At 70.9% G+C, this 24,590-nt stretch carries 21 protein-coding genes; 13 read left to right on the top strand and 8 right to left on the bottom strand.

What is annotated here, in order from left to right:
- Positions 1 to 147 precede the first annotated feature (147 nt).
- The 4 genes from dxs (at position 148) to ABD346_RS37920 (ending at position 4,371) form a co-directional block, all read left to right on the top strand.
- The gene (gene dxs, locus ABD346_RS37935; RefSeq protein ID WP_344380866.1) at positions 148 to 2,055 is read left to right on the top strand and encodes a 1-deoxy-D-xylulose-5-phosphate synthase; all 1,908 of its coding nucleotides are present in this window, start codon (positions 148 to 150) and stop codon (positions 2,053 to 2,055) included.
- A complete protein-coding gene (locus ABD346_RS37930; RefSeq protein WP_344380865.1) occupies positions 2,052 to 3,509 on the top strand; it encodes an aspartate aminotransferase family protein in 1,458 nt (485 codons plus the stop codon). Before dxs ends, ABD346_RS37930 begins: the two co-directional genes overlap by 4 nt.
- A 76-nt stretch (positions 3,510 to 3,585) precedes the next feature.
- Positions 3,586 to 4,185 carry a helix-turn-helix domain-containing protein gene (locus ABD346_RS37925; protein ID WP_344380864.1) on the top strand — a complete coding sequence of 200 codons (600 nt, stop codon included), beginning with the start codon at positions 3,586 to 3,588 and terminating at the stop codon, positions 4,183 to 4,185.
- Positions 4,186 to 4,200: 15 nt separating this feature from the next.
- Positions 4,201 to 4,371 carry a DUF6126 family protein gene (locus ABD346_RS37920; protein WP_189971697.1) on the top strand — a complete coding sequence of 57 codons (171 nt, stop codon included), beginning with the start codon at positions 4,201 to 4,203 and terminating at the stop codon, positions 4,369 to 4,371.
- 16 nt (positions 4,372 to 4,387) lie between these two features.
- On the opposite strand, the gene ABD346_RS37915 is transcribed toward ABD346_RS37920, so the two are convergent.
- Positions 4,388 to 5,203, bottom strand: a complete 816-nt coding sequence (locus tag ABD346_RS37915; RefSeq protein ID WP_344380863.1) for a tyrosine-protein phosphatase — start codon at positions 5,201 to 5,203, stop codon at positions 4,388 to 4,390.
- 161 nt (positions 5,204 to 5,364) lie between these two features.
- Here ABD346_RS37915 and ABD346_RS37910 point away from each other — a divergent pair, with 161 nt between their 5' ends.
- The 7 genes from ABD346_RS37910 (at position 5,365) to ABD346_RS37880 (ending at position 15,512) form a co-directional block, all read left to right on the top strand.
- The gene (locus tag ABD346_RS37910; protein WP_344380873.1) at positions 5,365 to 7,458 is read left to right on the top strand and encodes an alpha-galactosidase; all 2,094 of its coding nucleotides are present in this window, start codon (positions 5,365 to 5,367) and stop codon (positions 7,456 to 7,458) included.
- A 268-nt stretch (positions 7,459 to 7,726) separates the two neighbouring features.
- On the top strand, positions 7,727 to 8,755 hold the full coding sequence (locus ABD346_RS37905; RefSeq protein ID WP_344380862.1) for a catalase family protein: 1,029 nt from the start codon (positions 7,727 to 7,729) through the stop codon (positions 8,753 to 8,755).
- Positions 8,756 to 8,818: 63 nt separating this feature from the next.
- Positions 8,819 to 9,235: a hypothetical protein gene (locus ABD346_RS37900; RefSeq protein ID WP_344380861.1), complete on the top strand. Its 417-nt coding sequence runs from the start codon at positions 8,819 to 8,821 to the stop codon at positions 9,233 to 9,235.
- On the top strand, positions 9,232 to 11,148 hold the full coding sequence (locus ABD346_RS37895) for a GMC family oxidoreductase (RefSeq protein ID WP_344380860.1): 1,917 nt from the start codon (positions 9,232 to 9,234) through the stop codon (positions 11,146 to 11,148). The genes ABD346_RS37900 and ABD346_RS37895 overlap by 4 nt, the downstream gene beginning before the upstream one ends.
- Entirely contained in the window at positions 11,145 to 12,959 is a 1,815-nt protein-coding gene (locus ABD346_RS37890) for a peroxidase family protein (protein ID WP_344380859.1), read from the top strand. The genes ABD346_RS37895 and ABD346_RS37890 overlap by 4 nt, the downstream gene beginning before the upstream one ends.
- A gap of 13 nt (positions 12,960 to 12,972) precedes the next feature.
- Positions 12,973 to 13,950 carry a patatin-like phospholipase family protein gene (locus ABD346_RS37885; RefSeq protein ID WP_344380858.1) on the top strand — a complete coding sequence of 326 codons (978 nt, stop codon included), beginning with the start codon at positions 12,973 to 12,975 and terminating at the stop codon, positions 13,948 to 13,950.
- A 323-nt stretch (positions 13,951 to 14,273) separates the two neighbouring features.
- Positions 14,274 to 15,512, top strand: coding sequence for a S53 family peptidase (locus ABD346_RS37880; RefSeq protein WP_344380857.1), 1,239 nt, complete (start codon positions 14,274 to 14,276; stop codon positions 15,510 to 15,512).
- Between the two features lie 56 nt (positions 15,513 to 15,568).
- Here ABD346_RS37880 and ABD346_RS37875 read toward each other — a convergent pair whose 3' ends face one another.
- Complete coding sequence (locus ABD346_RS37875) at positions 15,569 to 16,747, bottom strand: erythromycin esterase family protein (RefSeq protein ID WP_344380856.1); 1,179 nt, start codon at positions 16,745 to 16,747, stop codon at positions 15,569 to 15,571.
- Between the two features lie 214 nt (positions 16,748 to 16,961).
- Here ABD346_RS37875 and ABD346_RS37870 point away from each other — a divergent pair, with 214 nt between their 5' ends.
- A complete protein-coding gene (locus ABD346_RS37870) occupies positions 16,962 to 17,753 on the top strand; it encodes an SGNH/GDSL hydrolase family protein (RefSeq protein WP_344380855.1) in 792 nt (263 codons plus the stop codon).
- A 67-nt stretch (positions 17,754 to 17,820) separates the two neighbouring features.
- On the opposite strand, the gene ABD346_RS37865 is transcribed toward ABD346_RS37870, so the two are convergent.
- The 6 genes from ABD346_RS37865 to ABD346_RS37840 form a co-directional block, all read right to left on the bottom strand.
- Positions 17,821 to 18,798, bottom strand: a complete 978-nt coding sequence (locus ABD346_RS37865; protein ID WP_344380872.1) for an NAD-dependent epimerase/dehydratase family protein — start codon at positions 18,796 to 18,798, stop codon at positions 17,821 to 17,823.
- Positions 18,799 to 18,986: 188 nt separating this feature from the next.
- Positions 18,987 to 20,258 (bottom strand): phosphatase PAP2 family protein, encoded by a 1,272-nt coding sequence (locus tag ABD346_RS37860; RefSeq protein WP_344380871.1) that lies wholly within the window; start codon positions 20,256 to 20,258, stop codon positions 18,987 to 18,989.
- Positions 20,259 to 20,602: 344 nt separating this feature from the next.
- Positions 20,603 to 21,220 carry a TetR/AcrR family transcriptional regulator gene (locus ABD346_RS37855; protein ID WP_344380854.1) on the bottom strand — a complete coding sequence of 206 codons (618 nt, stop codon included), beginning with the start codon at positions 21,218 to 21,220 and terminating at the stop codon, positions 20,603 to 20,605.
- Between the two features lie 36 nt (positions 21,221 to 21,256).
- Entirely contained in the window at positions 21,257 to 22,057 is an 801-nt protein-coding gene (locus tag ABD346_RS37850; RefSeq protein ID WP_344380853.1) for a polysaccharide deacetylase family protein, read from the bottom strand.
- A gap of 186 nt (positions 22,058 to 22,243) precedes the next feature.
- Complete coding sequence (locus ABD346_RS37845; RefSeq protein WP_344380852.1) at positions 22,244 to 23,422, bottom strand: Glu/Leu/Phe/Val dehydrogenase dimerization domain-containing protein; 1,179 nt, start codon at positions 23,420 to 23,422, stop codon at positions 22,244 to 22,246.
- Between the two features lie 26 nt (positions 23,423 to 23,448).
- Positions 23,449 to 24,069, bottom strand: coding sequence for a GNAT family N-acetyltransferase (locus ABD346_RS37840; RefSeq protein ID WP_344380851.1), 621 nt, complete (start codon positions 24,067 to 24,069; stop codon positions 23,449 to 23,451).
- Between the two features lie 70 nt (positions 24,070 to 24,139).
- Between ABD346_RS37840 and ABD346_RS37835 the strand changes: the two genes are divergently transcribed.
- Positions 24,140 to 24,589, top strand: a complete 450-nt coding sequence (locus ABD346_RS37835; protein ID WP_344380850.1) for a PPOX class F420-dependent oxidoreductase — start codon at positions 24,140 to 24,142, stop codon at positions 24,587 to 24,589.
- The last annotated feature ends 1 nt before the right edge of the window (position 24,590 follow it).

Raw genomic sequence — 24,590 nt, 5'->3', positions numbered from 1 at the left:
GATCGTGGAGACGCTGATCGACGAGGCGATGAAGATCGCGGAGCAGATGGAGAAGGACGGCGTGACCTCGGGGCGGCCCGATGTCGCCGTGCGGTGAACATGAGCGTACTGGTGGGCTGAACAGGATCCGAAAGAGGGGGCCCGAGCGTGACGATCTTGGAAAACATCCGGGGGCCGCAAGACCTGCAAACGTTGGACCAGGCCGAACTCGATGAACTCGCCCAGGAGATAAGGGAGTTCCTGATCCAGGCGGTGGCGCGCACCGGAGGTCATCTCGGACCCAATCTGGGGGTGGTCGAGCTGTCCATCGCCCTGCACCGGGCCTTTGAATCGCCGGTCGACCGCATCCTGTGGGACACCGGGCACCAGAGCTACGTACACAAACTGCTCACCGGCCGGCAGGACTTCTCGAAGCTGCGCACCAAGGGCGGCCTTTCCGGATATCCCTCGCGTGCCGAGTCCGAGCACGACGTCATAGAGAACAGCCACGCCTCCACAGTCCTCGGCTGGGCCGACGGGCTGGCCAAGGCCAATGAGGTGCTCGGCCGGGACGGCCATGTCGTCGCCGTCATCGGGGACGGCGCGCTCACCGGCGGCATGGCCTGGGAGGCGCTCAACAACATCGCGGCCGCCCGGGACCGCCCGCTGATCATCGTCGTCAACGACAACGAGCGCTCGTACGGGCCGACCATCGGCGGGCTCGCCAACCATCTGGCCACCTTGCGCACCACCGACGGCTACGAGCGGATCCTGGCCTGGGGCAAGGACGTGCTCCAGCACACCCCCGTCGTGGGGCAGCCCCTGTACGAGTCGCTGCACGGCGCGAAGAAGGGCTTCAAGGACGCGTTCGCCCCGCAGGGCATGTTCGAGGACCTCGGTCTGAAGTACGTCGGCCCGATCGACGGGCACAGCACCGAGGCCGTCGAATCGGCGCTGCGGCGGGCCAAGCGCTTCCACGGGCCGGTGCTCGTGCACTGCCTGACCGAGAAGGGCCGCGGCTATCAGCCCGCCCTCGACGACGAGGCGGACCGGTTCCACACGGTCAACGCGATGGACCCGTTGACCTGCGAGCCGCTGACTCCCTCCAACGGGCCCTCCTGGACCGCCGTGTTCGGGGACGAGCTCGTCCGACTGGGCGCCGAGCGGCCGGACATCGTCGCCATCACCGCCGCCATGCTCCACCCGACGGGCCTCAGCGGGTTCGCCGAGCGCTTCCCGGACCGGGTGTGGGACGTCGGCATCGCCGAGCAGCACGCGGCGGTCTCCGCGGCCGGGCTCGCCACGGGCGGCCTGCACCCGGTCGTCGCCGTGTACGCGACCTTCCTCAACCGGGCCTTCGACCAGGTCCTGATGGACGTCGCGCTGCACAGGTGCGGGGTGACGTTCGTCCTCGACCGGGCGGGGGTGACCGGCGTCGACGGGCCCTCCCACAACGGGATGTGGGACCTGTCGGTGCTCCAGGTCGTGCCGGGGCTCAGGATCGCCGCGCCGCGCGACGCGGGCCAGTTGCGGGCCCAGCTGCGCGAGGCCGTGGACGTCGACGACGCGCCGACGGTGCTGCGTTTCCCCAAGGAGTCCGTCGGGCCCGACATCCCGGCCGTGGCCCGGATCGGCGGCATGGATGTGCTGCGTCAGGACGATGACGCCGATGTGCTGCTCGTCGCGGTCGGGGTGCTCGCGCCCGTCTGCCTCCAGGCCGCCGAGCTGCTCGCCGGGCGCGGCATCCGCTGCACGGTCCTCGACCCGCGCTGGGTCAAACCCGTCGACGAACAGCTCGCCCCGCTGGCCGCGCGGCACCGCCTGGTCGCCGTCGTGGAGGACAACATCCGTACGGGCGGTGTCGGTTGGGCCGTGGGGCAGGCTCTGCGGGACGCCGGAGTGGATGTGCCGCTGCGCGGCTTCGGCATCCCCGAACAGTTCCTCGCGCATGCCAGGCGCGCCGAGGTGCTCGCCGACATCGGGCTCACCCCGGTCGAGGTGGCGGGAAGGATCGGCGCCGCCCTCGCGGCCACGGAGGAAGCCGCCGCGGCGGCCGAGAAGGAGAACGAGGCATGACCGACGGCGAGCCGAAGGGCTTCGCAGTACCCGATCCCGAGGCCGACGGCTTCGCGGTACCGACCCCTCAGGGCAAGGGCTTCGACCTGACGCGGCTCCTCGCCGAGCGCGGGGCCGAACGCTACGAACTGCACACCAAGTACCTCAACCACCAGCTGCCGCGGATGCTGCACACCATCGGCTTCGACAAGGTCTACGAGCGGGCCGAGGGCGCCTACTTCTGGGACTCCGAGGGCAACGACTACCTCGACATGCTCGCGGGCTTCGGCGTGATGGGCCTCGGCCGCCACCACCCCGTCGTCCGCAAGGCCCTGCACGACGTGCTCGACGCCTCGCTCGCGGACCTGACCCGCTTCGACTGCCAGCCGCTGCCCGGCCTGCTCGCCGAGAAGCTCCTCGCGCACAGCCCCCATCTGGACCGGGTGTTCTTCGGCAACAGCGGCACCGAGGCCGTCGAGACCGCGCTCAAATTCGCCCGGTACGCCACCGGAAAGCCCCGCGTCCTGTACTGCTCGCACGCCTTCCACGGCCTCACGACAGGATCGCTGTCCGTCAACGGCGAGTCCGGCTTCCGCGACGGCTTCGCGCCGCTGCTGCCCGACACGGCGCTGCCGCTCGGCGATCTGGCGGCCCTGGAAAGGGAGTTGAAGCGCGGAGATGTGGCCGCCCTCATCGTCGAGCCCATCCAGGGCAAGGGCGTCCACGAGGCGCCGCCCGGCTATCTGCTCGCCGCGCAGGAACTCCTGCACCGCCACAAGGCGCTCCTCATCGCCGACGAGGTGCAGACGGGCCTCGGCCGCACCGGCGACTTCTACGCCTACCAGCACGAGGAGGGCGTCGAACCGGACCTCGTGTGCGTCGCGAAGGCGCTCTCGGGCGGTTATGTGCCGGTCGGCGCCACCCTCGGCAAGGAGTGGATCTTCAAAAAGGTCTACTCGTCGATGGACCGGGTCCTGGTCCACTCGGCCAGCTTCGGTTCCAACGCCCAGGCGATGGCCGCCGGGCTCGCGGTCCTGTCCGTCATGGAGGACGAGGGGGTCGTCGAGAACGCGCGCACCGTCGGCGATCTCCTGCGCACCCGCCTCGCCGCCCTGACCGGCCGCTACGAGCTCCTCGCGGACGTACGCGGCCGCGGGCTCATGGTCGGCATCGAGTTCGGAAGGCCCAATTCGCTGAAGCTGCGCGGCCGTTGGACCATGCTCCAGGCCGCCCGCAAGGGCCTCTTCGCGCAGATGGTCGTCGTGCCGCTGCTCCAGAAGCACCGGATCCTCACCCAGGTCTCCGGCGACCACCTGGAAGTGATCAAGCTGATCCCGCCGCTGACCATCACGGAACGCGAGGTCGACCGGTTCGTCGAGGCGTTCACCGCCGTCATGGACGACGCCCACGGCGGGGGCGGGCTCATGTGGGACTTCGGCCGGACGTTGGTGAAGCAGGCGGTCGCCAACCGGTAGGAGCTGAGTTTTCGATGGTTTTGCCTCAGAGGCAAAAAGTTTGCCTCTGAGGCAATGACCTGCCTGAATGGAGTGCATGAGCACTCCTGCCGACGATGTCGCGGCGCTCCCGCTCCCGGGCGTCGCCACCCGGCTGCGCGAACTGCGCCGCCGCCGCGGTCTCACCCTGGAGGCCGCCGCCCAGCGGGCCGGCCTCTCGCCCGCGCACCTCTCCCGGCTGGAGACGGGCGCCCGCCAGCCCTCGCTGCCGATGCTGCTCGGGCTCGCCCGCATCTACGGTACGACGGTCTCCGAGCTGCTCGGCGAGATGCCGCCGGAGCGCGAGCCCGTCATCCGGGCCGGCCGGGCCGCACCCCGCGAGGCCGACGGCTGGACGTACCACGAGACCGGCGGGCCGGGCCGCGCCATGCAGGCGCTGCGCGTCGAGGTCCCGTACGGCACCCAGCGCGAGCTCGTCCGGGTGCACCCCGGCGAGGAGTGGCTCTACGTCCTGACCGGGCGGCTGAGGCTCAGCCTCGGGGACGCCACCCACGAACTCGACCCGGGCGACAGCGCGCACTTCGACTCGCTCACCCCGCACCGGATCTCCGCCGCCTCGCACGGCGGAGCCGAGTTCCTCTTCGTGCACACCCTGCTGCAGAGCCCCGATCCGCATCCGTACCACCCGCACAGCTGAGAGGACGGACCAGCCATGTCCGAGCACGAGAGCGCGCCCGCCGCGGCGGCGCCCCGCAAGAACATCGAGGAGACCGCGGAGACCAAGTTCCCCCGGGGCCTGGTCGTGCGGCTCTTCGCCTACCTCATCGCGGGCCACATCTTCGCGGGCTTCCTCTATCTGCTCTTCGAGGTGGGCGGGAAGTAGCGCCCGGCCCGGCGGCTCAGACCGCGCCGTCCAGGAGCTGTTCGCGCAGCCGCTCGCGGGTCTCCGGGGCCAGCTTCAGGCCCTCGGAGAAGTAGCGGTCGGTGGAGCCCCAGGTCTCCTCGATGGTGTCGAAGGCCGCGTGCAGATAGCTCACCCGGGCGTCGAAGAGGGGGCTCAGGAGTTCCATCACTTCGGGGGACATCGCGTCCGCGGACGTGCTGGAGCGGCGCACCTTGTAGCGGCGGTGCGGGTCGTTGGACTTGAGGTAGTCGGCCTCGATGGCGTCCCGCTCCACGCCGACCGCGAGCAGCGCGACCGCGATGGCCAGACCTGCCCGGTCCTTGCCCGCGGCGCAGTGCAGCAGCGCGGGCACGCTGTCCTCGGCGAGCGCGTGCAGCACCCGGCTGTGCTCGGCGGTGCGCTCGGTGATGACCTCGCGGTACACGGAGATCATCCGGTCCGCGCCCTGGGTCCCCGAGAGGGCGGAGCGCAGCTCGTCGAGGCCGCCGTCGCGGACCATCTTCCAGAACTCCGCCCCGTCGGCCGGATCCGTCATCGGGATGTTGACATTGCGCACGCCCGGCAGCGCGACGTCGGGCCCCTCCAGCTTCTGGTCCCCGGCGTTGCGGAAGTCGAAGACCGTGTGCAGGCCGAGCGTGGCCAGGTAGGCCGCGTCCGCCTCGGTGGCGTGCGCCAGGTGCCCGCTGCGGAAGAGCCGCCCGTCGCGCACCCGCAGCCCGTCCACGGTCGGCAACCCGCCCACGTCACGGAAGTTGCGCACCCCCGAAAGCTCGGGCTCTGTCGCGGGGACCTGCGGAATCTGCTGGGTCACGGGGACTCCTGACGTCGATCCTGGGTGGCGCGTCCTGCGCGTCTGTCGACGATACGACATGCGTTCCTGGGGCAACCATCTCCCTGCCTGCCGCACAGGCGTTGCCCTGGGAGCCCTGCCACCCCGATCCTGTGCGTACGTGTGCGGATCTGGGGGTCAAGATGATGGAGATCGGTGACAACGGACGCCTTTGGGTGCTCGCCGGGCGGACCAGCAGTTACGCGCTGCACCTCACGGACCAGGACGAGCTGCTGCACCTCCACTGGGGCCCGCGCATCTCGCTGGAGGCCGCGGCAGCGCTGGCCCGGGAGCCGCTCGCACCCCACTGGCCCTTCGAGTCCCGCACGGACGGACTGGAGGAGTACCCGGTGGAGGGCGGCCCCCGCTTCGTGCGCCCCGCGCTGTCCGTACGGGCAGGTGAGGCGCGCGGCACCGCCTGGGACTTCACGGGCTCGGACGTCGAAGGCGACGAACTGAAGCTGCGCTTCACCGACCCTGCGATCGGGCTCGCTCTCACCCTGCACTACCGGATGCGGGACGACTTCGACGTGGTCGAACGCTGGGTTACCGTATCCAGTCAACTGGCCGACGGGTCACTGGAGTTGCTGCGCGCTGACGCCGCCACCTGGACGCTGCCCGAGCGCGACGGCTGGCGCCTCTCCCAGCTGCACGGCCGCTGGGCCGCCGAATCCCGTCTCGTACGCTCCGCACTCACCCCCGGCGAGAAGGTGCTCGGCAGCCGCCGCGGGCACACCGGCCACCAGCACCTGCCCTGGGTCGCCCTCGACGCCGGCGCGGAAGCCACCGAGGAGAGCGGCGAGGTGTACGGCTGCGCGCTCGGCTGGTCGGGGTCCTGGCGCATCGCCGTCCACCACCTGCCCGATGGCCGGGTGCAGATCAACGGCGGTGCGGGGTACGACGATTCGGGCCTGATGCGGCTCGCGCCCGGCGAGTCGTACACCTCGCCCGTGTTCGCCGGGCTGTGGAGCGGCGCAGGGTTCGGGGGAGCGAGCCGGCAGTGGCACGCCTGGCAGCTGGCCCATGTGATCCCGCGCGCCGGGAAGCCCCGTCCGGTGCTCTACAACTCCTGGGAGGCCACCCTCTTCGACATCTCGGAGGACCAGCAGCGCGCCCTCGCCCAGCGGGCGGCCGACATGGGGGTCGAACTGTTCGTGGTCGACGACGGCTGGTTCGGCGCCCGCACCCACGACGCCGCCGGGCTCGGCGACTGGACCCCCAACCCCACCCGCTTTCCCGGTGGGTTGAAGCCGCTGGCCGACGAGGTGCACGCCCTGGGCATGCAGTTCGGGATCTGGGTCGAGCCCGAGATGGTCAACCCCGACAGCGACCTCTACCGCGCCCACCCCGACTGGGTGCAGTTCCAGCCCGGCCGCACCCGCACCGAGTTCCGCAACCAGCTCGTCCTGAACCTCGCCCGCAAGGACGTACAGGAGTACCTGTGGGAGCAGCTGGACGGGCTGCTCTCCAGCGCGCCCGTCGACTACGTCAAGTGGGACTTCAACCGCTGCTTCACCGACGCCGGATGGCCCGGGGAGCCGTATCCGCAGAAGCTGTGGGTCGAGCATGTGCACGCGTTCTACGCCCTCGTGGACCGCCTGCGCGCCGCCCACCCCCACGTCGCCTTCGAATCCTGTTCGGGCGGCGGCGGGCGCATCGACCTCGGGGTGCTCTCGCGCACCGACCAGGTGTGGACCTCCGACAACACCGACCCCCTGGACCGGCTCGCCATCCAGCACGGCTTCAGCCAGCTGCACCCCGCCCGGGTCATGGCCGCCTGGGTGACCGACAGCCCCAATACCCAGCTCAACGGGCGGGTCAGCAGCCTGCGCTTCCGCTTCGTGAGCGCGATGGCCGGGGTGCTCGGCGTGGGCGGCGACCTGACCCGCTGGAGCCCGGCCGAACTCGCCGAGGCCCGCGACTGGGTGGCGCTGTACAAGGAGATCAGACCGGTCGTGCAGCTCGGCGCCCAGTACCGGCTGCGGCCGCCCGACGGCGGGCTCGGCGCCGTCCAGTACACCCGGGGCGACGACACCGTCGTCCTGGCCTGGCTCCAGGCTCAGCACTACGGGGAGCCGCCGCCCGCCGTCCGGCTGCACGGGCTCGATCCCGCCGCCTCCTATGCGTGCCCGGACACCGGGACCGTATACAGCGGGGCCGTGCTGCACCACCGGGGGCTCGTCACCGGGCTTCGCGGGGACCTGGACGCGGCCGTGTTCCGGCTGCGCAGGACATGAGAGCGCTCTCGTACGCCCCGTATGACCGGACTCGGCCATGAACAGCCTGTATCTGTGGGGCAGTTGAGGCATGGAGGCACGGCGCCCGGCGGCCCGGCGGCGCCGCCGGAGCCCATCGGGCCCCGGCCGCCAGCACCGGTCCCGGTTGTTGTACGCCGGTCCACATGGCCGCCGGAGATCGAACAACAGGCCCGAAACCGGCATACCCCGCCCACCCGGTGCCGAGTAGCGTCGCTGCTCCCCGCCCACGGTTGGGAGGAGCCGGACCATGTCCGATCCCCGGCAGCACGAGAAGTACGAACAGTACGAGGGAGGGAGCCCGGAGGCCGAGCGCAAGGTCTTCGAGGAACTCGCCCAGCGCATCGTACGGATCCAGCGCATCAACCAGGAGACCGGGCAACTACCCGGCCCCGACCGGGCGTTCCACGCCAAGACGACCATCGCGGTCGACAACGCCCGGGTGCGCTTCCACACCGATCTTCCCCTGAGCCTGCGTGAGGGCTTCGTCCAGCCGGGCGCCGAATACCCGGCCCTCGTGCGGTACTCCAACGCGGCCGGGGTCCCCGCCGCCGACTCCGCGCAGGACCTGCGGGGCATCGCCGTGCGCATCGTCGTCGGCGACGACGAACGGCACGACCTCCTCATGCTCAACCTTCCTGCCTCGCACGCCGCCAACGCCCGCGAGTTCGTCGAGTTCGCCGAGGTCATGGCGGGCGCGAGCGGCACCGCGCAGGTCGCCTACCGCTTCCTGGTGAAGCTGCCGCGCGCGGTGGGCAGGCCGGCCGCGACCCGCATGCGCAAGACCCTCCAGAAGGCCGTCGCGCGCAAGATCGGCAGCCTCTCCCAGGAGCGGTACTGGAGCCAGGCCCCGATCCTGTGGGGCGACGCCGGACCCGTCCAGTACCAGCTCCGGCCAAGCCCCGGCGGGCTCCCGGCTCCCAAGCCCGACCGCGCCGACCGGGACCGGCTGCGCACCGAACTCGCGGCCCGGCTGCGCGAACGGGACGTCGTGTACGAGCTGTGCCTGCAGCGCTTCGCGGACGAGGCCACCACCCCGGTCGAGAACGCCTCCGTGGAGTGGCCCGAGGACGTGGCTCCGCCCGTGCCCGTCGCCACGCTCACCATTCCGCGCCAGGACCTCGACTCCAACGAGGCGGTGGCCGTCACGCGCCGCATCGAGCAGCTCGTCTTCACGCCGTGGCGCACCACGGACGCCTTCCGGCCGCTCGGCAACCTCAACCGCTCGCGCGACGCCGCCTACGGGGCGAGCAGCGCCCGCAGGCTCGGCCAGGAGTAGGAGCCGCGGCCCGCCGCCGGGCCGCCCCGCCAACGACCCGTACCGTCCCGATGGGAGTGGACCATGCCGAAGAAACGCGCATCGGCCGCAGCGACCAGCACCCCCCGGCCCGCGGCCCTGTACGGCCTCGCCGGGATCCGACTCCTGAACGGGGTGGCCGGCCTCGTCGCGCCGGCCCTGCTCATCGACCGGCTCGACCGCGCATCCGAACCCAACCCCGCGGCCGTCTACGCCTTCCGGCTCTTCGGGATCCGCACCATCCTGCTCGGTCTCGACCTGCTCACCAACCGCGGCGAACGCCTGGAACAGGACCTCCGCGAGGGCGTCCTCATCCACGCCTCGGACACCCTGACCGCCGCCATGCTCGGCATCAAGGGCCTGCTGCCGCCCCGCACCGCGGCGATGACCACGCTGATCTCCGCGACCAACACCGCGCTCGCGGTGAGCGCGCTCGGCAACGGGGCCAAGGGGAAGAAGTGACGGGCGCGGACTACGACTACATCGTGGTCGGCGCGGGCGCGGGCGGCGGCCCGCTCGCCGCGAACCTTGCCGAGGCCGGCATGAAGGTGCTGCTCATCGACGCGGGCGGCGAGCACGAGAACGACAACTACCTGGTGCCCGCCTTCCACGGGGACGCCTCCGAGGACCCCGTCCAGTGCTGGAACTACTTCGTGCGCCACTACGCGAACGAGGAGCAGCAGCAGCGCGACACCAAGGTCGTCGCGGGAAAGGGCATCCTCTATCCGCGGGCCGGATCCGTCGGCGGCTGCACCGCGCACCACGCGATGATCACGGTCTATCCCTACAACCGGGACTGGGACGCCATCGCGGAGGCGACCGGCGACCAGTCCTGGCGGGCCGATGCCATGCGCGGCTACTTCGAGCGCATCGAGCGCTGCGGCTACCGCCCGAGGCCCAAGCGCCTGCCCGCCAACCCGCTCCTGGCCGCCGTCCTCAAGGCGCTCCCGTTCGTCTCCGACCGCTATCTGAACCGTTCCCGGCACGGCTTCGACGGCTGGCTGCCCACCCATCTCGCCGACCCCGCCCTGATCATCCAGGACAAGCAGCTCCTCAAGGTCATCCTCACCGCCGCCGAGGGTGAGCTCGCCGACTTCCTGGGCCGCCCCCTCTCGCCCCTCGAAGGCCTGGGCGCGGTCGTCGACCCCAACGACTGGCGGGTGCAGACCCTCGGGCTCGAAGGGCTGTGGCAGATCCCGCTGTCGACCGACCGGGGCCGGCGCAGCGCGGCCCGCGACCGCATCCGGGCGGCTCGCACCACCCACCCCGACAACCTGACCGTCCGCACCGACGTCCTCGTCACCCGCGTGCTCCTCGACGACGCGGGAGCGGCCGCCGGAGTGGAGTTCATCGACGCCGCCCGCGCCTACCGCGCCGACCCCACGGCCTCGTACGAACCCCAACTCCCGCCCCTGGTAAGGCTGGCGGCCCGCCGCGAGGTGATCCTGTGCGCGGGCGCCTTCAACACTCCGCAGCTGCTCATGCTCTCCGGCATCGGGCCGCGCCAGGAGCTGGAGCGGCACGGCATCCCCGTACGCCTCGACCTCCAGGGCGTCGGCGGCAACCTCCAGGACCGCTACGAGGTCGGCGTCGTCAGCCGCATGGCGAAGGAATTCCCGATCGTCAAGGACTGCTCCTTCCACGCACCCGAGCCCGGCGCGACCCCCGACCGCTGCTACCGCGCCTGGCAGCGCGGCGAGGGGCTCTACACCACCAACGGCTCGGTCGTCGGAATCACCCGCAAGTCCCGGCCCGGTCTGGACGCGCCCGACCTGTTCCTGTTCGGGTTCCCCGCCGACTTCCGCGGCTACTACCCCGGTTACTCGCAGGAGAACCTGCGCCACAAGGACCGGTTCACCTGGGCGATCCTCAAGGCGCACACCCACAACAGCGGGGGAGCGGTGCGGCTTCGCTCGGCCGATCCGCGCGACACCCCCGCGGTGAACTTCCACTACTTCGCCGAAGGAACCGACAAGGACGGCGTCGACCTGGAGGCGATGACGGACGCCGTGGAGTTCGTGCGCGGCATGAACCGCCGCGCCGGCGACGCCATCAGCGAGGAACTCTGGCCCGGCAAGGACGTCGACTCCCGTGAACAGGTGCGGAGTTGGGTGCAGGACGAGGCATGGGGGCACCATGCCTCGTGCAGCTGCCCGATGGGCGCGGACGGCGACCCCGCGGCCGTCGTCGACAGCCGGTTCCGGGTGCGCGGCGTCAACCGGCTGCGCATCGTGGACGCCTCCGTCTTCCCGCGCATCCCCGGCTTCTTCATCGCCACCCCGATCTACATGATCAGCGAGAAGGCGAGCGACGTGATCCTCGCCGACGCGCCACCACCACTGCCCCAAGGACAGCCCCAAGGGGGGATCCGATGAGCTCGTACCGCACCTCGTTGCCGTGGCGGATCGTCGTAGGCATCGCGGACTACCTGGACGCCAGGATCGGCTGGGACAAGCTGCCGCTGCCGCTCGGCCTCGGCACCCTCCTGGGACTGCGCGTCCGCTACCGCCAGGAGAACCTGCACGACACCAACAAGATCCCCGCGGTCAACGTGCCGGAACCGGTGCCGCCGAAGGACTCGTTCAAGGTCAACCGCACCGCCGACGGCAGCTACAACGACCTCGGTCAGCCCCGGATGGGCATGGCGGGCACCCGCTTCGGCCGCAACATCCCGCTCGACAAGATCGCCTCGGCGACCCCCGCCGAGGTCCTCTCCGAACCCAACCCGCGCAAGGTCAGTCGCGAACTGCTCACCCGCGACACGTTCATCTCGGCCGACTCGGTCAACTCGCTGGTCGCCGCCTGGCTCCAGTTCATGGTCCGCGACTGGTTCAGCCACGGCCCGAGCCCCACCGACCGGCCGTGGACCGTGCCGCTCATGGACGACGACCCGTGGCCCGAGCAGCCCATGCAGATCATGCGCACCCCGGACGACCCCACCCGCGACCCGCACGCCCCGGCCGGCACCCCCGACACCCGCGTCAACGTCTTCTCGCACTGGTGGGACGCCTCCCAGATCTACGGCAGTACCGAGGACGAGCAGCGCGCCATGCGCACCGGCGAGCTCGGCAAGCTCCACCTGTGGGACGACGAGCGCATGCCCTTCCCGTCCGACCCCGCCAAGGACCCCTCCCGCGTGCCCGGCTTCTGGCTCGGACTGGCCCTGATGCAGGGCCTGTTCACCCGCGAGCACAACGCGATCTGCGACCACCTGCACGCCGCCTACCCCGAGTGGGACGACGAGGAGCTCTTCGAGCGGGGCCGGCTGATCAACGCCGCCCTCCTCGCCAAGATCCACACCGTGGAGTGGACGCCGGCCGTCATCAGCCACCCGACCACCGTCACCGCGCTGCACACCAACTGGTGGGGCCTGGCCGGGGAACGCGTCCACGACCTGTTCGGCCGGATCAGCAAGTCCGAGGTCGTCAGCGGCATCCCGGGCGGCGAGACGGACCACTACGGCGTGCCGTACGCGCTCACCGAGGAGTTCGTCGCGGTCTACCGGATGCACCCGCTGATCCGCGACGACTGGGAACTGCGCGCCGCCAACGACAACACCACCCTGCGCAACGCCTCGTTCCGCGACATCGCGGGCCCCGAAGCCCTCAAGGTCCTCGGCTCCATCTCCACCACCGACCTCCTCTACAGCTTCGGCACGCTCCACCCGGGCCTCGTCACCCTGCACAACTTCCCGAAGTTCCTCCAGGAATACGAGCGCCCCGACGGCCACCTCCAGGACCTCGCCGCCACCGACATCCTGCGCTCCCGCGAACTCGGCGTCCCCCGCTACAACGAGTTCCGCCGGCTCCTTCGCCTGAAGCCCGCCGAGCGCTTCGACGACCTGACGGACAACCCGCAGTGGGCGAAACAGATCATGAAGGTGTACGAGGGCGACATCGAGAAGGTCGACCTGTCGGTCGGCATGTTCGCCGAGAAGCTCCCCAAGGGATTCGCCTTCAGCGACACGGCGTTCCGCATCTTCATCCTGATGGCGTCCCGGCGCCTCAACAGCGACCGCTTCTTCACCGAGTACTACACCCCCGAGGTGTACTCGAAGGCGGGCCTGCAGTGGATCGACGACAACAGCATGATGAGCGTGCTGCTGCGTCACCACCCCGAACTGCGTACCGCGCTGGCCGGCCTCAAGAACGCGTTCGCGCCGTGGAACGTCGCCGGTCAGGAGTGAAGGGGGCGCCGCGATGACCAACGGCAACGGTGAACGCAAGGCCGACGTCGTCCTCGAAGGCGGCGGCGTACGGGGCCTGGGCTCGGCGGGCGCCGTCATCCGCCTCCTGGAGGACGGTTACACCTTCCCGCGCGCGGCCGGCACCTCGGTCGGCGCCATCGCGGCGGCCCTGGTCGCGGCCGGGGTGGGCGCCAAGGAGCTGCGCGGCATCATGGACCGGCTCGACCTGAGCCGCATCCCGGACCGTCAGCCGCCCGGGGTGCCGTTGGTGAGCGAGGGCGTGGGCCTGTTCGGCACGCGGGGCGCCTACCGCGGGGACTGGATCAGGGAGTGGATCGAGGAGGAGCTCGCCGAGCTCGGCGTCTCCACCTTCGCCGATCTGCGCACCGACGACCCGGGCGCCGACGCCGACCTGGCCGACGACCAGAAGTACAAGCTGGTGGTGCTCGCCACCGACGTCACACGCGGCCGGCTGCTCCGACTGCCCTGGGACTACCACCTGTTCGGGCTGAAGGCCGAGGAGCAGAAGGTCGCGGACGCCGTCCGCTGCTCGCTGTCGATCCCGTTCTACTTCCGGCCGTGCGCCCTGACCAATCCGGTTACCCGGGAGACCTCGGTGATCGTGGACGGCGGCATCCTGTCCAACTTCGCGGTCGACATCTTCAACCGCACCGATGGCAAGAAGTCGCGCTGGCCGACCTTCGGGGTGCGGATCATCCCCGATCTGCCGGCCGGGATCGCCAACCTCGCGCCGCTCGCCGCGCGCGTCATGTGGCCGCCGCTGACGCTGCTCGAACAGGTCGTCACGACGGCCCTGGTCGGCCGCGACCAGACGTCCCTCGAGCGGCCCGGCGTTCGCGACCGCACCATCACGGTCGACTGCGCCGGCGTCGGCATCACCGACTTCCGCATCGACGCGGAGGCCCGGGACTCGGTCGTCGAACAGGGGCGAAAAGCGGCCGGGGAATTCCTGGGGCGCTGGAAAGGCTGACGCGAGCCCGATTTGAGTGCCATAGTGGGAAGCGACCCCTCATCTCCCGTAAAGAGATGGGGGGTTCGTCCATGAGCGGGACACGGTGTGACCGCCGGACCTGATCTCTTCACTCCTCCCTCACGCTGAGCACACTTGCGCACATAGGCAATAGACAGCCTTTGCCTTGGGGTGCCTGTCAACTGGTGTTGTCCGTAGGTACGTTCATGACTGCCCCCACTTTCCGTGGTGGCAGTCTCCGAACGTCACTTTGTCATGCACTCGACGTTTCTTCGCGTCCCGTCCGTCCCAGGGCGGGGCGATCCCCCCATGGAGGAAGAACCGTGCAACACATACGAACCTCCAGGTTCGGACAACGAGCCGGCGGCGCCCCGGCGCTCCTCTCCCTGGTCGCGCTCGTCACCGGCGGCCTGCTCGCCGCGGCCCCCACAGCCGCCGCCCAGCAGGCCGGCGACCCCGCGTCCAACGTCAAGCAGCTGTGCGCGACGGCCAAGCCGGGCCAGATGCACTGCCTCGCCCTCGAACGTACGGACGTCAAGCAGCACAGAGGTATCACCGCCGACGCCGCCCCCTCCGGTCTCGGCCCCGCCGACCTCCAGAAGGCCTACAACCTCCCGGCGAGCGGGGGTTCCGGCCAGACGGTGGCCATCGTCGACGCGCAGGACGACCCGAACGCCGAGTCGGACCTGGCCGCCTACCGCTCGCAGTACGGGCTCCCCGCCTGCACCACCGCCAACGGCTGCTTCAAGAAGGTCGACCAGGACGGCGGCTCCAACTACCCGACGGCGGACGCCGGTTGGGCCGGTGAAATCTCGCTCGACGTCGACATGGTCAGCGCTGCCTGCCCGCAGTGCCACATCCTGCTCGTCGAGGCCAAGTCCGCGAACATGGACGACCTGGGTGCCGCGGTGAACCGCGCGGTCACCCTGGGCGCCAAGTTCGTCTCCAACAGCTACGGCGGCAGCGAGGACGCCTCCGACACCACCGCCGACAGCAAGTACTTCAACCACCCCGGCGTCGCCATCACCGTCTCCTCCGGTGACAGCGGCTACGGCGTCGAGTACCCGGCCGCCTCCCAGTACGTCACCGCCGTCGGTGGCACCTCGCTGAAGAAGGACAGCAGCACGCGCGGCTGGTCCGAGTCGGTCTGGGGCTCCGGCTCCGGCGGCGACGGCGCCGGTTCCGGCTGCTCGGCGTACGACCCGAAGCCGTCCTGGCAGAAGGACACCGCCTGCGCCAAGCGGGCCGTCGCGGACGTCGCCGCGGTCGCCGACCCGGCCACCGGACTCGCGGTGTACGACACGTACCAGGCGAGCGGCTGGAACGTGTACGGCGGCACCAGCGCCTCGTCGCCGATCATCGCGAGCGTGTACGCCCTGGCCGGCGCACCCGCCGCGAGCTCGACTCCCTCGTCCTTCCCCTACGCCCACACCGGCTCGCTGAACGACGTCACCTCCGGCGCCAACGGCAGCTGCGGCAACTACCTGTGCAAGGCGGGTACGGGATACGACGGCCCGACCGGCCTCGGCACCCCGAACGGCACGGCGGCCTTCACCGGCTGACTCGTCCAGTGAGGGGGGCCGTCGCATCGCGGCGGCCCCTTCTCCCGTCCCCGGTCTCACGGCAGCCACCGGAGGGGCGACACCTGGCGCACGTGAACGAGCACGTCGAAGGCGTCGGCCAGCGAATCGACCGCGAGGTACCCGGTGGCGTCGCGGGCCGGGTCGTACACGCCGCTGATGACACGGGCCTTCGCCGGACCGTCCCACTGACCGCGGACGTCGTCGAGGCGCAGGTCCAGCCAGTGCGCGGGCAGATCCACCGCGCCGAGCCGCGCGTCGATCAGGTCGCCGGCCGGTTCCGGGACGGTGACGGAACCGAGGTCCCCGTGGTGGAAGCCGATCGCCACGGACACGTACCGGTCGCCGTAGTGCTTGCGCAACACGCTGCCGACCGTGGCCTGCGGGCCGCGCTCCGGTGCCATGCCCAGGACGGTCTCGGCCGCCGACGTGTGCGCGATGCCGTCCCAGTAGACCGTGCGCAGCCCGGTCCGGCGCTGGAAGCCACCGACGACCTCGGCCCATTCCCCGGCCTCGCCCGCGTAGTTGCCCCGCCCGGCGACGCTGTGTTCGTGGAAGTCCACGATCAGCCGCATCCGCGCCAGGATGTCGTCGTGCCTTCCGGCGCCGGGCAGCGACCGGAGCAGCGCGAGCGCGTCACGGGCGTGCTCGGCGAAGGGGCGCCCCGGGTGGATGCCCCGCGCGCGCTGGACGTGCTCGTCGATCTGATGCGCGGTCCGGATCGGGTCCAGATGGGACGCGAGCTCCGCGAGCCGCTCGGGGGCCGACTTCCGGACGTGGTCCAGGACGGCGTCGTAATCCTCCGGCCCCGCCTGCGCGGGCTTCACACCGAAGACCCGCACGGGGTCGTGGGGGTGCTCCCGGTTGAACTCCCGGATCCAGTCGAGTGATGCGGCGAGCTCGACGGTGCGCTGGGGACGCCAGGCATGGTCGAGCGCGGCCGCGGCCGAGCCGTCGCCGCCGCGTACGTAGCGGTCGAGCTCGGCGCCGACGGCGGCACTGTCCTGCACGGCGAGCGCCCGGAAGCCGTGGTGCCGGACAAGTCTGCGGAAGAGCTGGTCCCGTATGCCGTAGGTCTCCCGGGAGAACCGCGTGGACTCCCCGATGCCGACGACAGCCGCGTCACCGGCGAGCCTGCCGGCCAGTTCGTCGAGCGAGCCGTCGGAGAGGGGAAGGGAAAGGGGGGAGGACTCGGAAACCGCGCTGTTGTTGATCATGTCGCCCAGTCTTCAACCTGAAGCCCGCTTGAGGTCAAGGACCTTCTGTCCGGGGCCTCGTACGGCGTGAACGTCCGAGCGGCGATGGGCAGTTGTGGATGTGCCTCCGGCCTATTCCCGGACCTGGGAAACTGACCGGGTGGTCTATATCACCCACCGTCAACCCCTCCCTACGGTGGCGTAGGTCACTTGCGTGGGTGAAGGATAAGCACTCGTGGCAGACGATTCGAGATCATTCAGCAGCGGCACGTTCGGGTCGTACACGGCGATCGGCGACAGCTTCACGGAAGGCGTCGGCGACCCCGGCCCGGACGGGACGTTCGTCGGCTGGGCGGACCGGTTCGCAGTGCTGCTCGCAGACCAGCGGCCGGAGGGGTCCTTCCGCTACGCCAACCTCGCGGTCCGGGGCAAGCTCCTCGACCAGATCGTCGAGGACCAGGTGCCCAGGGCCAAGGAACTCGCCCCCGACCTGGTGAGCTTCTGCGCGGGCGGCAACGACATCATCCGGCCCGGCACGGACCCCGACGAGGTGGCCGAACGCTTCGAGCGGGCCCTCGCCGACCTGAAGTCGGCCGTGGGCACCGTCATGGTGACCACGGGCTTCGACACCCGGGGCGTCACGCTGCTCCGCCATCTGCGGGGCAAGATCGCGACGTACAACGGGCATGTGCGGGCCATCGCGGACCGCTACGACTGCCCGGTGCTCGACCTCTGGTCGCTCAAGTCCGTCCAGGACCGGCGAGCCTGGGACGACGACCGGCTGCACCTCTCCGCCGAGGGGCACACCCGGGTCGCGCTGCGCGCCGCCCAGGTGCTCGGCCTCGACGTCCCGGCCGACCCGGACCAGCCGTGGCCCCCACTGCCGCCGCGGGGCACGCTCGAAGTGCGGCGCGACGACATCCACTGGGCGCGCGAGTACCTGGTGCCGTGGATCGGCCGACGGCTGCGCGGCGAGTCGTCGGGCGACGAGGTCTCGGCCAAGCGCCCCGATCTGCTGCCCCTTTGACGACCCATCAGGCCTGACGGAGCGTCACCATGCGGTGCCGTCGGGCCCGATGGTCCGGACGGGCCGGTCAGCCGCCCAGCACCTTCGCCTCGGTTTCCGGGGCGAGGCCGACCTGGGGCCGGTCCGGGCGCTGGGGCGCGGTCCCGCCGATCGAGCGGAGCCAGGCCCAGGTGTCGGCGGCCGTCTCCTCGACGGGGCGGCAGCGCAGCCCGGCCGCGGCCGCCTTCGCCACCGCCGAGTTGTGGATCTTGTCGCGCATTGCGCCCGGCGGAAGCCAGACCGGCAGGTGCACCCACGGCTCGATCCCGGCGGCGAGGATCGGCTCGGGGCCGGTCCACCGCAGGACGGCCCGGTCGCCGGTGACCCGCACACAGGCTTCGAGGAGCGAGCCCATCGTCGCGTGCCCCGGCGGGCTCACGACGTTGTACGGGCCGCTGAGGCCGGCCTCGGCCGCGTCCAGGGTCCACTCGGCGAGGTCGCGGCAGTCGATGTACTGGATGCCCAGATCGCGCGGGCCCGGCGCGAGCACGTCGCCGCCGCGCGCGGCGCGGTTCAGCCACCACGGCAGCCGGCCGATGTTCTCCCACGGGCCGAGGATCAGGCCCGCCCGCACCAACAGGGTCCGTCCCGCGCCGAATTCACGGATCGCGGCCAGTTCGCCGCCGCGCTTGGCCTGCGGATAGGCCGCCTCGCCCGCCTCGTCGGCGGAACCGTCCACCAGCGGCGCGTCCTCGCCGGTGTCGAGCGAGGCCGTCTCGGCGTACACCGAACGGCTCGACACGTACACATAGTGGCCGGCCCGTCCGGCGAGCAGCCGGGCCGCGTCGCGGACGGCGGCCGGGGCGTGCGACCAGGTGTCGACCACCACGTCCCACTCGCCGTCCGCGAGCGCCGCGAGGCCTTCGGGGGAGGTGCGGTCGCCGTGCAGCGAGACCACCCCGGCGGGTGGTTCGTGCCGCCCCCGGTGGAAGACCGTCACCTCGTGCCCGCGGGCGAGGGCCGCCTCGGTGACGGCCCGGCCGACGAATTCCGTTCCACCCAGCATCAGCAGTCTCATGATCGCCACTCTGCCCGCTGGGGGAGGGGCGGGGAACGGTTGCTTGCTCTCGGCGTAATCCTGTCGGGCGGGAACCTTCACCGTGCGCCCGGCACGGTGAAGGTCTTCGCCCGCACACGTTCAGCTTCCCGTCCCCTGGCGGTAAGCGCTCGGCCCACCGCCCGCTCCAGGATGACTCAGACGAGTTCGGGTTGCAGTTCCGGTTGCCGGGCCGGTGCGACCCGCGGCTCCCACAGCCGGGTCGTCCGGACGAAGCTGTAGATCACCGAGACCATCGCCAGTACGAGAAGGGGGCCGAACACCCACGGATGATCGGCCATCTGTACCGGGAGATAGCGATAAGCCACCAGGAGCGCGGCGAAGACGGCGGTGCCGTAGGCGACGAGCTGGATTCCGGACCGGTCCCAGCCGCGGGCGAGCGCGCGCAGAGCCGCCTCGATCGTGAGCGCGAACACCACGCCTGCGATGATGTCGGTGCCGTAGTGATAACCGAATCCCAGTGTCGCGCCGAGCGTGGCGATCAGCCAGAAAGCACCCGCTATGCGCAGGGCCAGCGGACCCTTGCGGGAATGGATGAAGATGGTGGTGGCCCACGCCGTATGCAGGCTGGGCATGCAGTTGCGCGGAGTGAATTCGTTGAACCCCATGTGATGCGGAGCGCCACCGCCGGGCGGGGTGTTCGGCCACACGTCGGCCACCGCGAAGTGCCCGCCGTCGGCGCCGTACGCGAAGATCGGTCCGACCACCGGGAAGATCATGTAGATGGCGGGTCCGAGCAGGCCGATCACCAGGAAGGTGCGCACCAGGTGATGGGCCGGGAAGCGGCGCTCGGCCGCCACGTTGCGCAGCTGGTAGAGCGCGACGACGACCGCCATCACGGCGAGCTGGATGTAGACGTAGTCGAGGACGTGCGCGCCGATCGAGCCCGTGGCGTTGACGATCCGGCCCGCCACCCAGGACGGGTCGCCCAGCGCGTGATCGGCCGTCGCCAGGTACTGGTCGAGGACCGTCGGGCGCGTCTTCGACGTGATGAGCAGCCAGGTGTCGCCGGTCTTGCGGCCGGCCACCAGCAGGAGGCCGAGGCCGACGCCCTTCAGGAGCAGCATGCGTTCCTGGCCGGTGCGACGCGTGATCGCGATGACCGCGCAGGCCAGCATCACCCACAGTGCGCCGTTCCCGAACATCATCTTGGCGTCGACTGCCCACCGCACCAGAAAGAAGACGACGTCGATGCCGATGGCGGCACCGATCGCGATAAAGCGCTCCCGCCAGGTGAGCACCACCATCATCAACGCCATACTGGCGTACAACAGCGGCCCCGACTTGGGTGCGAGTATCACCTCTTTCGCCTGGTTGATCATCGGCCCGGGCAGGCCATAATGATGGGCGGCAATCTCCAACGCGATGAGGAATCCGAGGGTCACCACACCTGCGGCGGCCCACAGCATCACCCGGGGTTGACGCCATGCAACTGTAATTCTGCTATTTATTCGCGATATCAATTGTTTGGCCGTTTTGTTTAGACGCCGATGTGTGAGACGTTGATTAAGCGAGTCACTCTTCGTGGTCGATTGCATGGTTTCCGTGAAGGGTGGAACGCTATGGGCGATCATCTGGGTCGGATCATGTTATCGGAGTCGGTGTGGGTGGTTTTCGCCGGTCATGAGCGGAGTGCCGGCCCGGGTGATTCCGCGCCGCATCGCCGCAGGACACAGCGCCGCCGCGTGACGGGCGAGGGGGTATCCGGAGGCGGAAGTCGGTCTTCGGGGGCCGGTCTTCGGGAGCCCGGCCCTCACCGGGTCGTGACCAACGCCGCGCGGTCCACGCCCAGTTCGCGGGCCAGCGCGTCGTCCGCCCACTCCAGCATGGCCGCCCGGGACAGTGAGCCCGGGTACGAGATCATCTGCACGGCCAGTCCGTCGAGCAGGGCGGTGAGCCGCCAGGCCGCGCCCACCGGGTCCGCGCAGCCGAACTCCCCGGCCGCCGCTCCCTGTGCGATCACCTCGCTCAGCGCGGCCTTCCATCGCTGGTCGAGGCCGTGCGTCACCTCGCGCAGCGCGGGCTCGCGGAGCGCAGCCGCCCAGCCCTCGATCCACAGCCGCCAGCCCTTGGCCGGCCCGGTCGGCGCGTACCAGCGCACGGCCGCCCGCAGCCTGCGCAGCGCGCTGGTGCGGCGCCCGAGAATCTTGTGCAGCTGGGCCAGATCGTCCTCGGCGGCATGGGCGAAGGCCGCCGCGACCAACTTCTCCTTCGTCGAGAAGTGGTACAGGACAAGCGCGTTGCTGACGCCGAGCGAAGCGGCGACGTCGGCGATCCGTACCGCTGCGACACCGCGCGACTCGATCTGCCCGACCGCGGCCCGCAGCAGTTCCTCGCGCCGTTCCGCCACGCCCAACCGCACTCTGGCCATGGGCCGACCCTACACACGGGCGTATGCGGCCGATGGTCACGGCCGGTAGACCGTGCCCGGCTGTGCGGTGCCCGGCGCGAGCAGCTGCGGGACGGTCACGAAGGTGTAGCCGCGCTTCCTGAGCTCGTCGATGATGCCGGGGACGGCGGGCACCGTGCCGCCGTAGATGTCGTGCAGCAGGACGATGCCGTCGCGGCCCGCCTGGTCGAGTATCCGCTGCTGGATGAGGGCGCTGTCGGTGGTCGCGTAGTCCTTGGCGGTCGCGCTCCACAGCACCTGCGCGAGGCCGAGTTCCTTGGTGACGTCCTTGACCTCGCTGTCGGTGCGGCCCTGTGGCGGGCGCATCAGCGTCGGTTCGCGGCCGGTCAGCGCCTTGATCGCCTGCTGGGTGCGGCCGAGTTCGGAACGGATCTCGGCGGGCTTCAGCTGATCCAGGCGGCGGTGCGTCCATGTGTGGTTGGCGATCTCGTGGCCCTCGGCGGCGGTCCTGCGCACGGTGTCCGGGTAGGTGTCCACGTGGTTCCTGCCGAGCAGGAAGAAGGTGGCGTGCACCTTCTTCTCCTGGAGGATGTCGAGGAGCCGGGGCGTGTGCGGGCCCGGCCCGGCGTCGAAGGTCAGGGCGATGCACTTGGCCTTGGCGCAGTCCACGGAATCCGAGGGTTCGGCCGCATCGAGGCGGGCCTTGGCGTCGGAGGCGTTGGCGCCGGCCTGCTCGCGCGCATCCTCGGGAGAGGTGGAGTCCTGGCCGCAGCCGGCCAGGGTCAAGGCCAGTGCGGTGGCCGTGACCAGGCATGCGGCGGCCCGGGACCGTTTGGAACGTGAGCTGTTTCCGAGCATGGCGGTGCTCTCCCCGGCGGTGAGATGTCCCCTTGACGACCCTCGGGCGAGGATCTCCGGCGTGACTATACGCGAGGTGTATACATCGAGTGCATAGTGGACCACGGGGTGGCCCCAATGGGGTGGGTGGCTTGTTGGTGGGGTCTCTGCGGGGATGCGCGGAAGGCGCTGCCGGGGCGGTTCCGGTCAGCGATACGTGCCGAAGCGCTCGGTGATCACGGGAAGCGTCTCGGCCGCGAGGGCATGGGCGGCCGCGCGCGGAGTCGTCCCGTCGGCCCCGGCGCGCGTCAGCATCCGCTCGACGAGGCCCCGCAGGGCGCGCCGGGTGTGTGCGAAGGCCTCGTCCGCGTCCGCGCCCAGGTCGCCGAACAGCGTCCACCACCACCAGGCGTTGGTGGCGGAGTTGACCACGACGTCCGGCAGCACGGTGACGCCGCGCCCGGCGAGCAGCCGCTCGGCCTCGGCGAGCACCGGCATGTTCGCCGCCTCGACGACCCAACGGGCCGTGATCCGGGCCTGGTTGACCCCGTCGATCGCGTACGAGACCGCGGCCGGGACGAGGACCTCCGCCTCGGCGGCCAGCCATTCCTCGCCGGGCAGTTCACGGTCCGAGGGCCGCAGGACCGAGCGGTCGACGGCCCCGTGCGCGTCGCGCGCGGCGAGCAGCGCTTCCACGTCGAGGCCCTCGGGGTTGGCGACCGTGCCCTTGATGTCGGCGACCGCGACGACCTTCAGCCCGGCCCGGGACAGGAAGCGGGCGGTGGCGCCGCCCATGGTGCCGAACCCCTGCACCGCGACGCGCGTCCCCTCGTACGCTGTGCCTGCACGGTCCAGGGCGGTCAGGACCGACTCGGCCACCCCGCAGCCGCCGACCAGTTCGTCAAGGCCGATCCCGTCGACTTCCACGGCGAAGGCTTCGGAGAGACGTCGCCTCGCTGCCGCTTCGTCGTCGAGCAGCGGATAAACCGCCTGAACGGTGGAGATCAGGCCCGCCTCCGCGGCCGCCCGGTCGACGAGGTCCTGGCTGAGCCCGAGATCCTCGCCCGTCGTCCAGAAGCTCTCGACGTACGGCCGCATGGCGCGCAGGTAGCGGACAAGCACGCCGTACGCCTCCGGGTCCCGCGGATCGCAGTCGATGCCGCCCTTCGCGCCGCCGAGCGGGATGTAGCGGGCTTGCGGGTCGTAGTGCAGGGCCTCCTTCATCGTCATCCCGCGCGCGAGCCCGGCGACCTCCTCCTGGGTGCACCCCGGCCGCATGCGCAGCCCGCCGCTGGACACGCCTCGAACCAGCCGGTCGATGACCAGGTGGCCGCGGCGGCCGGTGACGTGATCGGTCCAGGAGAGCGCGATGAGAGGAGGAGTCATGCGGCGCACCCTAACTGAACCATGAGTCAGTACGGGAGCCCGTTGAGGTCGGCCCCGTCCGGCCAGGGGTCGCCCGCCACCCGGGCGTGCAGATGCTCGTCGTGCCACCCGTCGGCGTGCAGCAGCGCGCTGCGCATCGTGCCCTCCAGGGCGAACCCGGCGCGCTGCGCCACCCGGCACGAGGCCGGGTTGCCCACCGAGTGCGAGATCCGCAGCCGGTGCAGCCCGAGTTCCTCAAGGGCCCACCGGCTGACCCGCAACGTGGCGTCGAGCACGGCGCCCCCGCCGCGCCCGGACGGAAGCAGCCAGTACAGGAACTCCGCGCTGCCGCCCCGCAGATCGAGATCGCCGAGCCCGATCAGGCCCACCGCCTGGTCGTCCTCGCGCCGCGATATCGCCCAGATCGCCGAGGCCTCCTCGGTCCAGCGCTGCCCCCAGCGGGCGATCTTGGCGCGGGCGGTGTCCGGCGTCAGCGCCTCGGGGCGGTTCCACTGAACGATGTCCGGATCCAGGCACGAGGCCACCAGGACGTTCGCGTCGGACTCCCGCCAGGGGCGCAGCTCACGCCCGCCGGGCAGGACGAACGAGGGCTGCTGCTGCCGGGCCATCCGGCCGGCGGGCACCACGGGAGGTATCGGAGTGATCATCCCCGCATCATGGCAGGCGCCGCCGGGCGGCTCCGGGGAATCCGGCCGCCCGGATGCGCGTTGCACAGCCATGACGGCATTCGAGGCACCTCAGGAAGCGCTGCTGAAACTGGTCGCCGAGCAGGACGGCGGCGTCCTGGTCACTCTCAAGCGGGACGGGCGGCCCCAGCTTTCCAATGTGAACCACGCCTACTACCCGGACGAGCACGTCATCAAGGTGTCGCTCACCGACGACCGGGCCAAGACGAAGAACCTGCGCCGCGACCCCCGCGCCGGCTACCACGTGACCAGCGACGACCGCTGGGCGTGGACGGTGGCCGAGGGGACCGCCGACCTCACCCCGGTCGCCGCCGACCCGTACGACAAGACGGTCGAGGAGCTGGTCGCCCTCTACCGGGACGTACGCGGCGAGCACCCCGACTGGGACGAGTACCGCAAGGTCATGGTCCGCGACCGGCGCCTGGTGCTGCGGCTGCGCGTGGAGCGGGCGTACGGCCAGCCGCGCCAGGGCGGGGCCTGAC

Source organism: Streptomyces mauvecolor, from assembly GCF_039532965.1.
Taxonomy (GTDB): domain Bacteria; phylum Actinomycetota; class Actinomycetes; order Streptomycetales; family Streptomycetaceae; genus Streptomyces; species Streptomyces violascens.
Note: the sequence above shows the minus strand (reverse complement) of the source record. Positions and strands in the feature narration are given on the sequence as shown.

What these genes read in the sequence shown, in the direction of transcription:
- ABD346_RS37860 (WP_344380871.1), bottom strand. Translation starts at nt 20,258, where the DNA reads ATGCTGTGGGCCGCCGCAGGTGTGGTGACCCTCGGATTCCTCATCGCG.
- ABD346_RS37865 (WP_344380872.1), bottom strand. Translation starts at nt 18,798, where the DNA reads ATGCTGGGTGGAACGGAATTCGTCGGCCGGGCCGTCACCGAGGCGGCC.
- ABD346_RS37840 (WP_344380851.1), bottom strand. Translation starts at nt 24,069, where the DNA reads ATGATCACTCCGATACCTCCCGTGGTGCCCGCCGGCCGGATGGCCCGG.
- ABD346_RS37855 (WP_344380854.1), bottom strand. Translation starts at nt 21,220, where the DNA reads ATGGCCAGAGTGCGGTTGGGCGTGGCGGAACGGCGCGAGGAACTGCTG.
- ABD346_RS37900 (WP_344380861.1), top strand. Translation starts at nt 8,819, where the DNA reads ATGCCGAAGAAACGCGCATCGGCCGCAGCGACCAGCACCCCCCGGCCC.
- ABD346_RS37890 (WP_344380859.1), top strand. Translation starts at nt 11,145, where the DNA reads ATGAGCTCGTACCGCACCTCGTTGCCGTGGCGGATCGTCGTAGGCATC.
- ABD346_RS37930 (WP_344380865.1), top strand. Translation starts at nt 2,052, where the DNA reads ATGACCGACGGCGAGCCGAAGGGCTTCGCAGTACCCGATCCCGAGGCC.
- ABD346_RS37920 (WP_189971697.1), top strand. Translation starts at nt 4,201, where the DNA reads ATGTCCGAGCACGAGAGCGCGCCCGCCGCGGCGGCGCCCCGCAAGAAC.
- ABD346_RS37835 (WP_344380850.1), top strand. Translation starts at nt 24,140, where the DNA reads ATGACGGCATTCGAGGCACCTCAGGAAGCGCTGCTGAAACTGGTCGCC.
- ABD346_RS37885 (WP_344380858.1), top strand. Translation starts at nt 12,973, where the DNA reads ATGACCAACGGCAACGGTGAACGCAAGGCCGACGTCGTCCTCGAAGGC.
- ABD346_RS37925 (WP_344380864.1), top strand. Translation starts at nt 3,586, where the DNA reads ATGAGCACTCCTGCCGACGATGTCGCGGCGCTCCCGCTCCCGGGCGTC.
- ABD346_RS37910 (WP_344380873.1), top strand. Translation starts at nt 5,365, where the DNA reads ATGATGGAGATCGGTGACAACGGACGCCTTTGGGTGCTCGCCGGGCGG.
- ABD346_RS37850 (WP_344380853.1), bottom strand. Translation starts at nt 22,057, where the DNA reads ATGCTCGGAAACAGCTCACGTTCCAAACGGTCCCGGGCCGCCGCATGC.
- ABD346_RS37905 (WP_344380862.1), top strand. Translation starts at nt 7,727, where the DNA reads ATGTCCGATCCCCGGCAGCACGAGAAGTACGAACAGTACGAGGGAGGG.
- ABD346_RS37875 (WP_344380856.1), bottom strand. Translation starts at nt 16,747, where the DNA reads ATGATCAACAACAGCGCGGTTTCCGAGTCCTCCCCCCTTTCCCTTCCC.
- ABD346_RS37845 (WP_344380852.1), bottom strand. Translation starts at nt 23,422, where the DNA reads ATGACTCCTCCTCTCATCGCGCTCTCCTGGACCGATCACGTCACCGGC.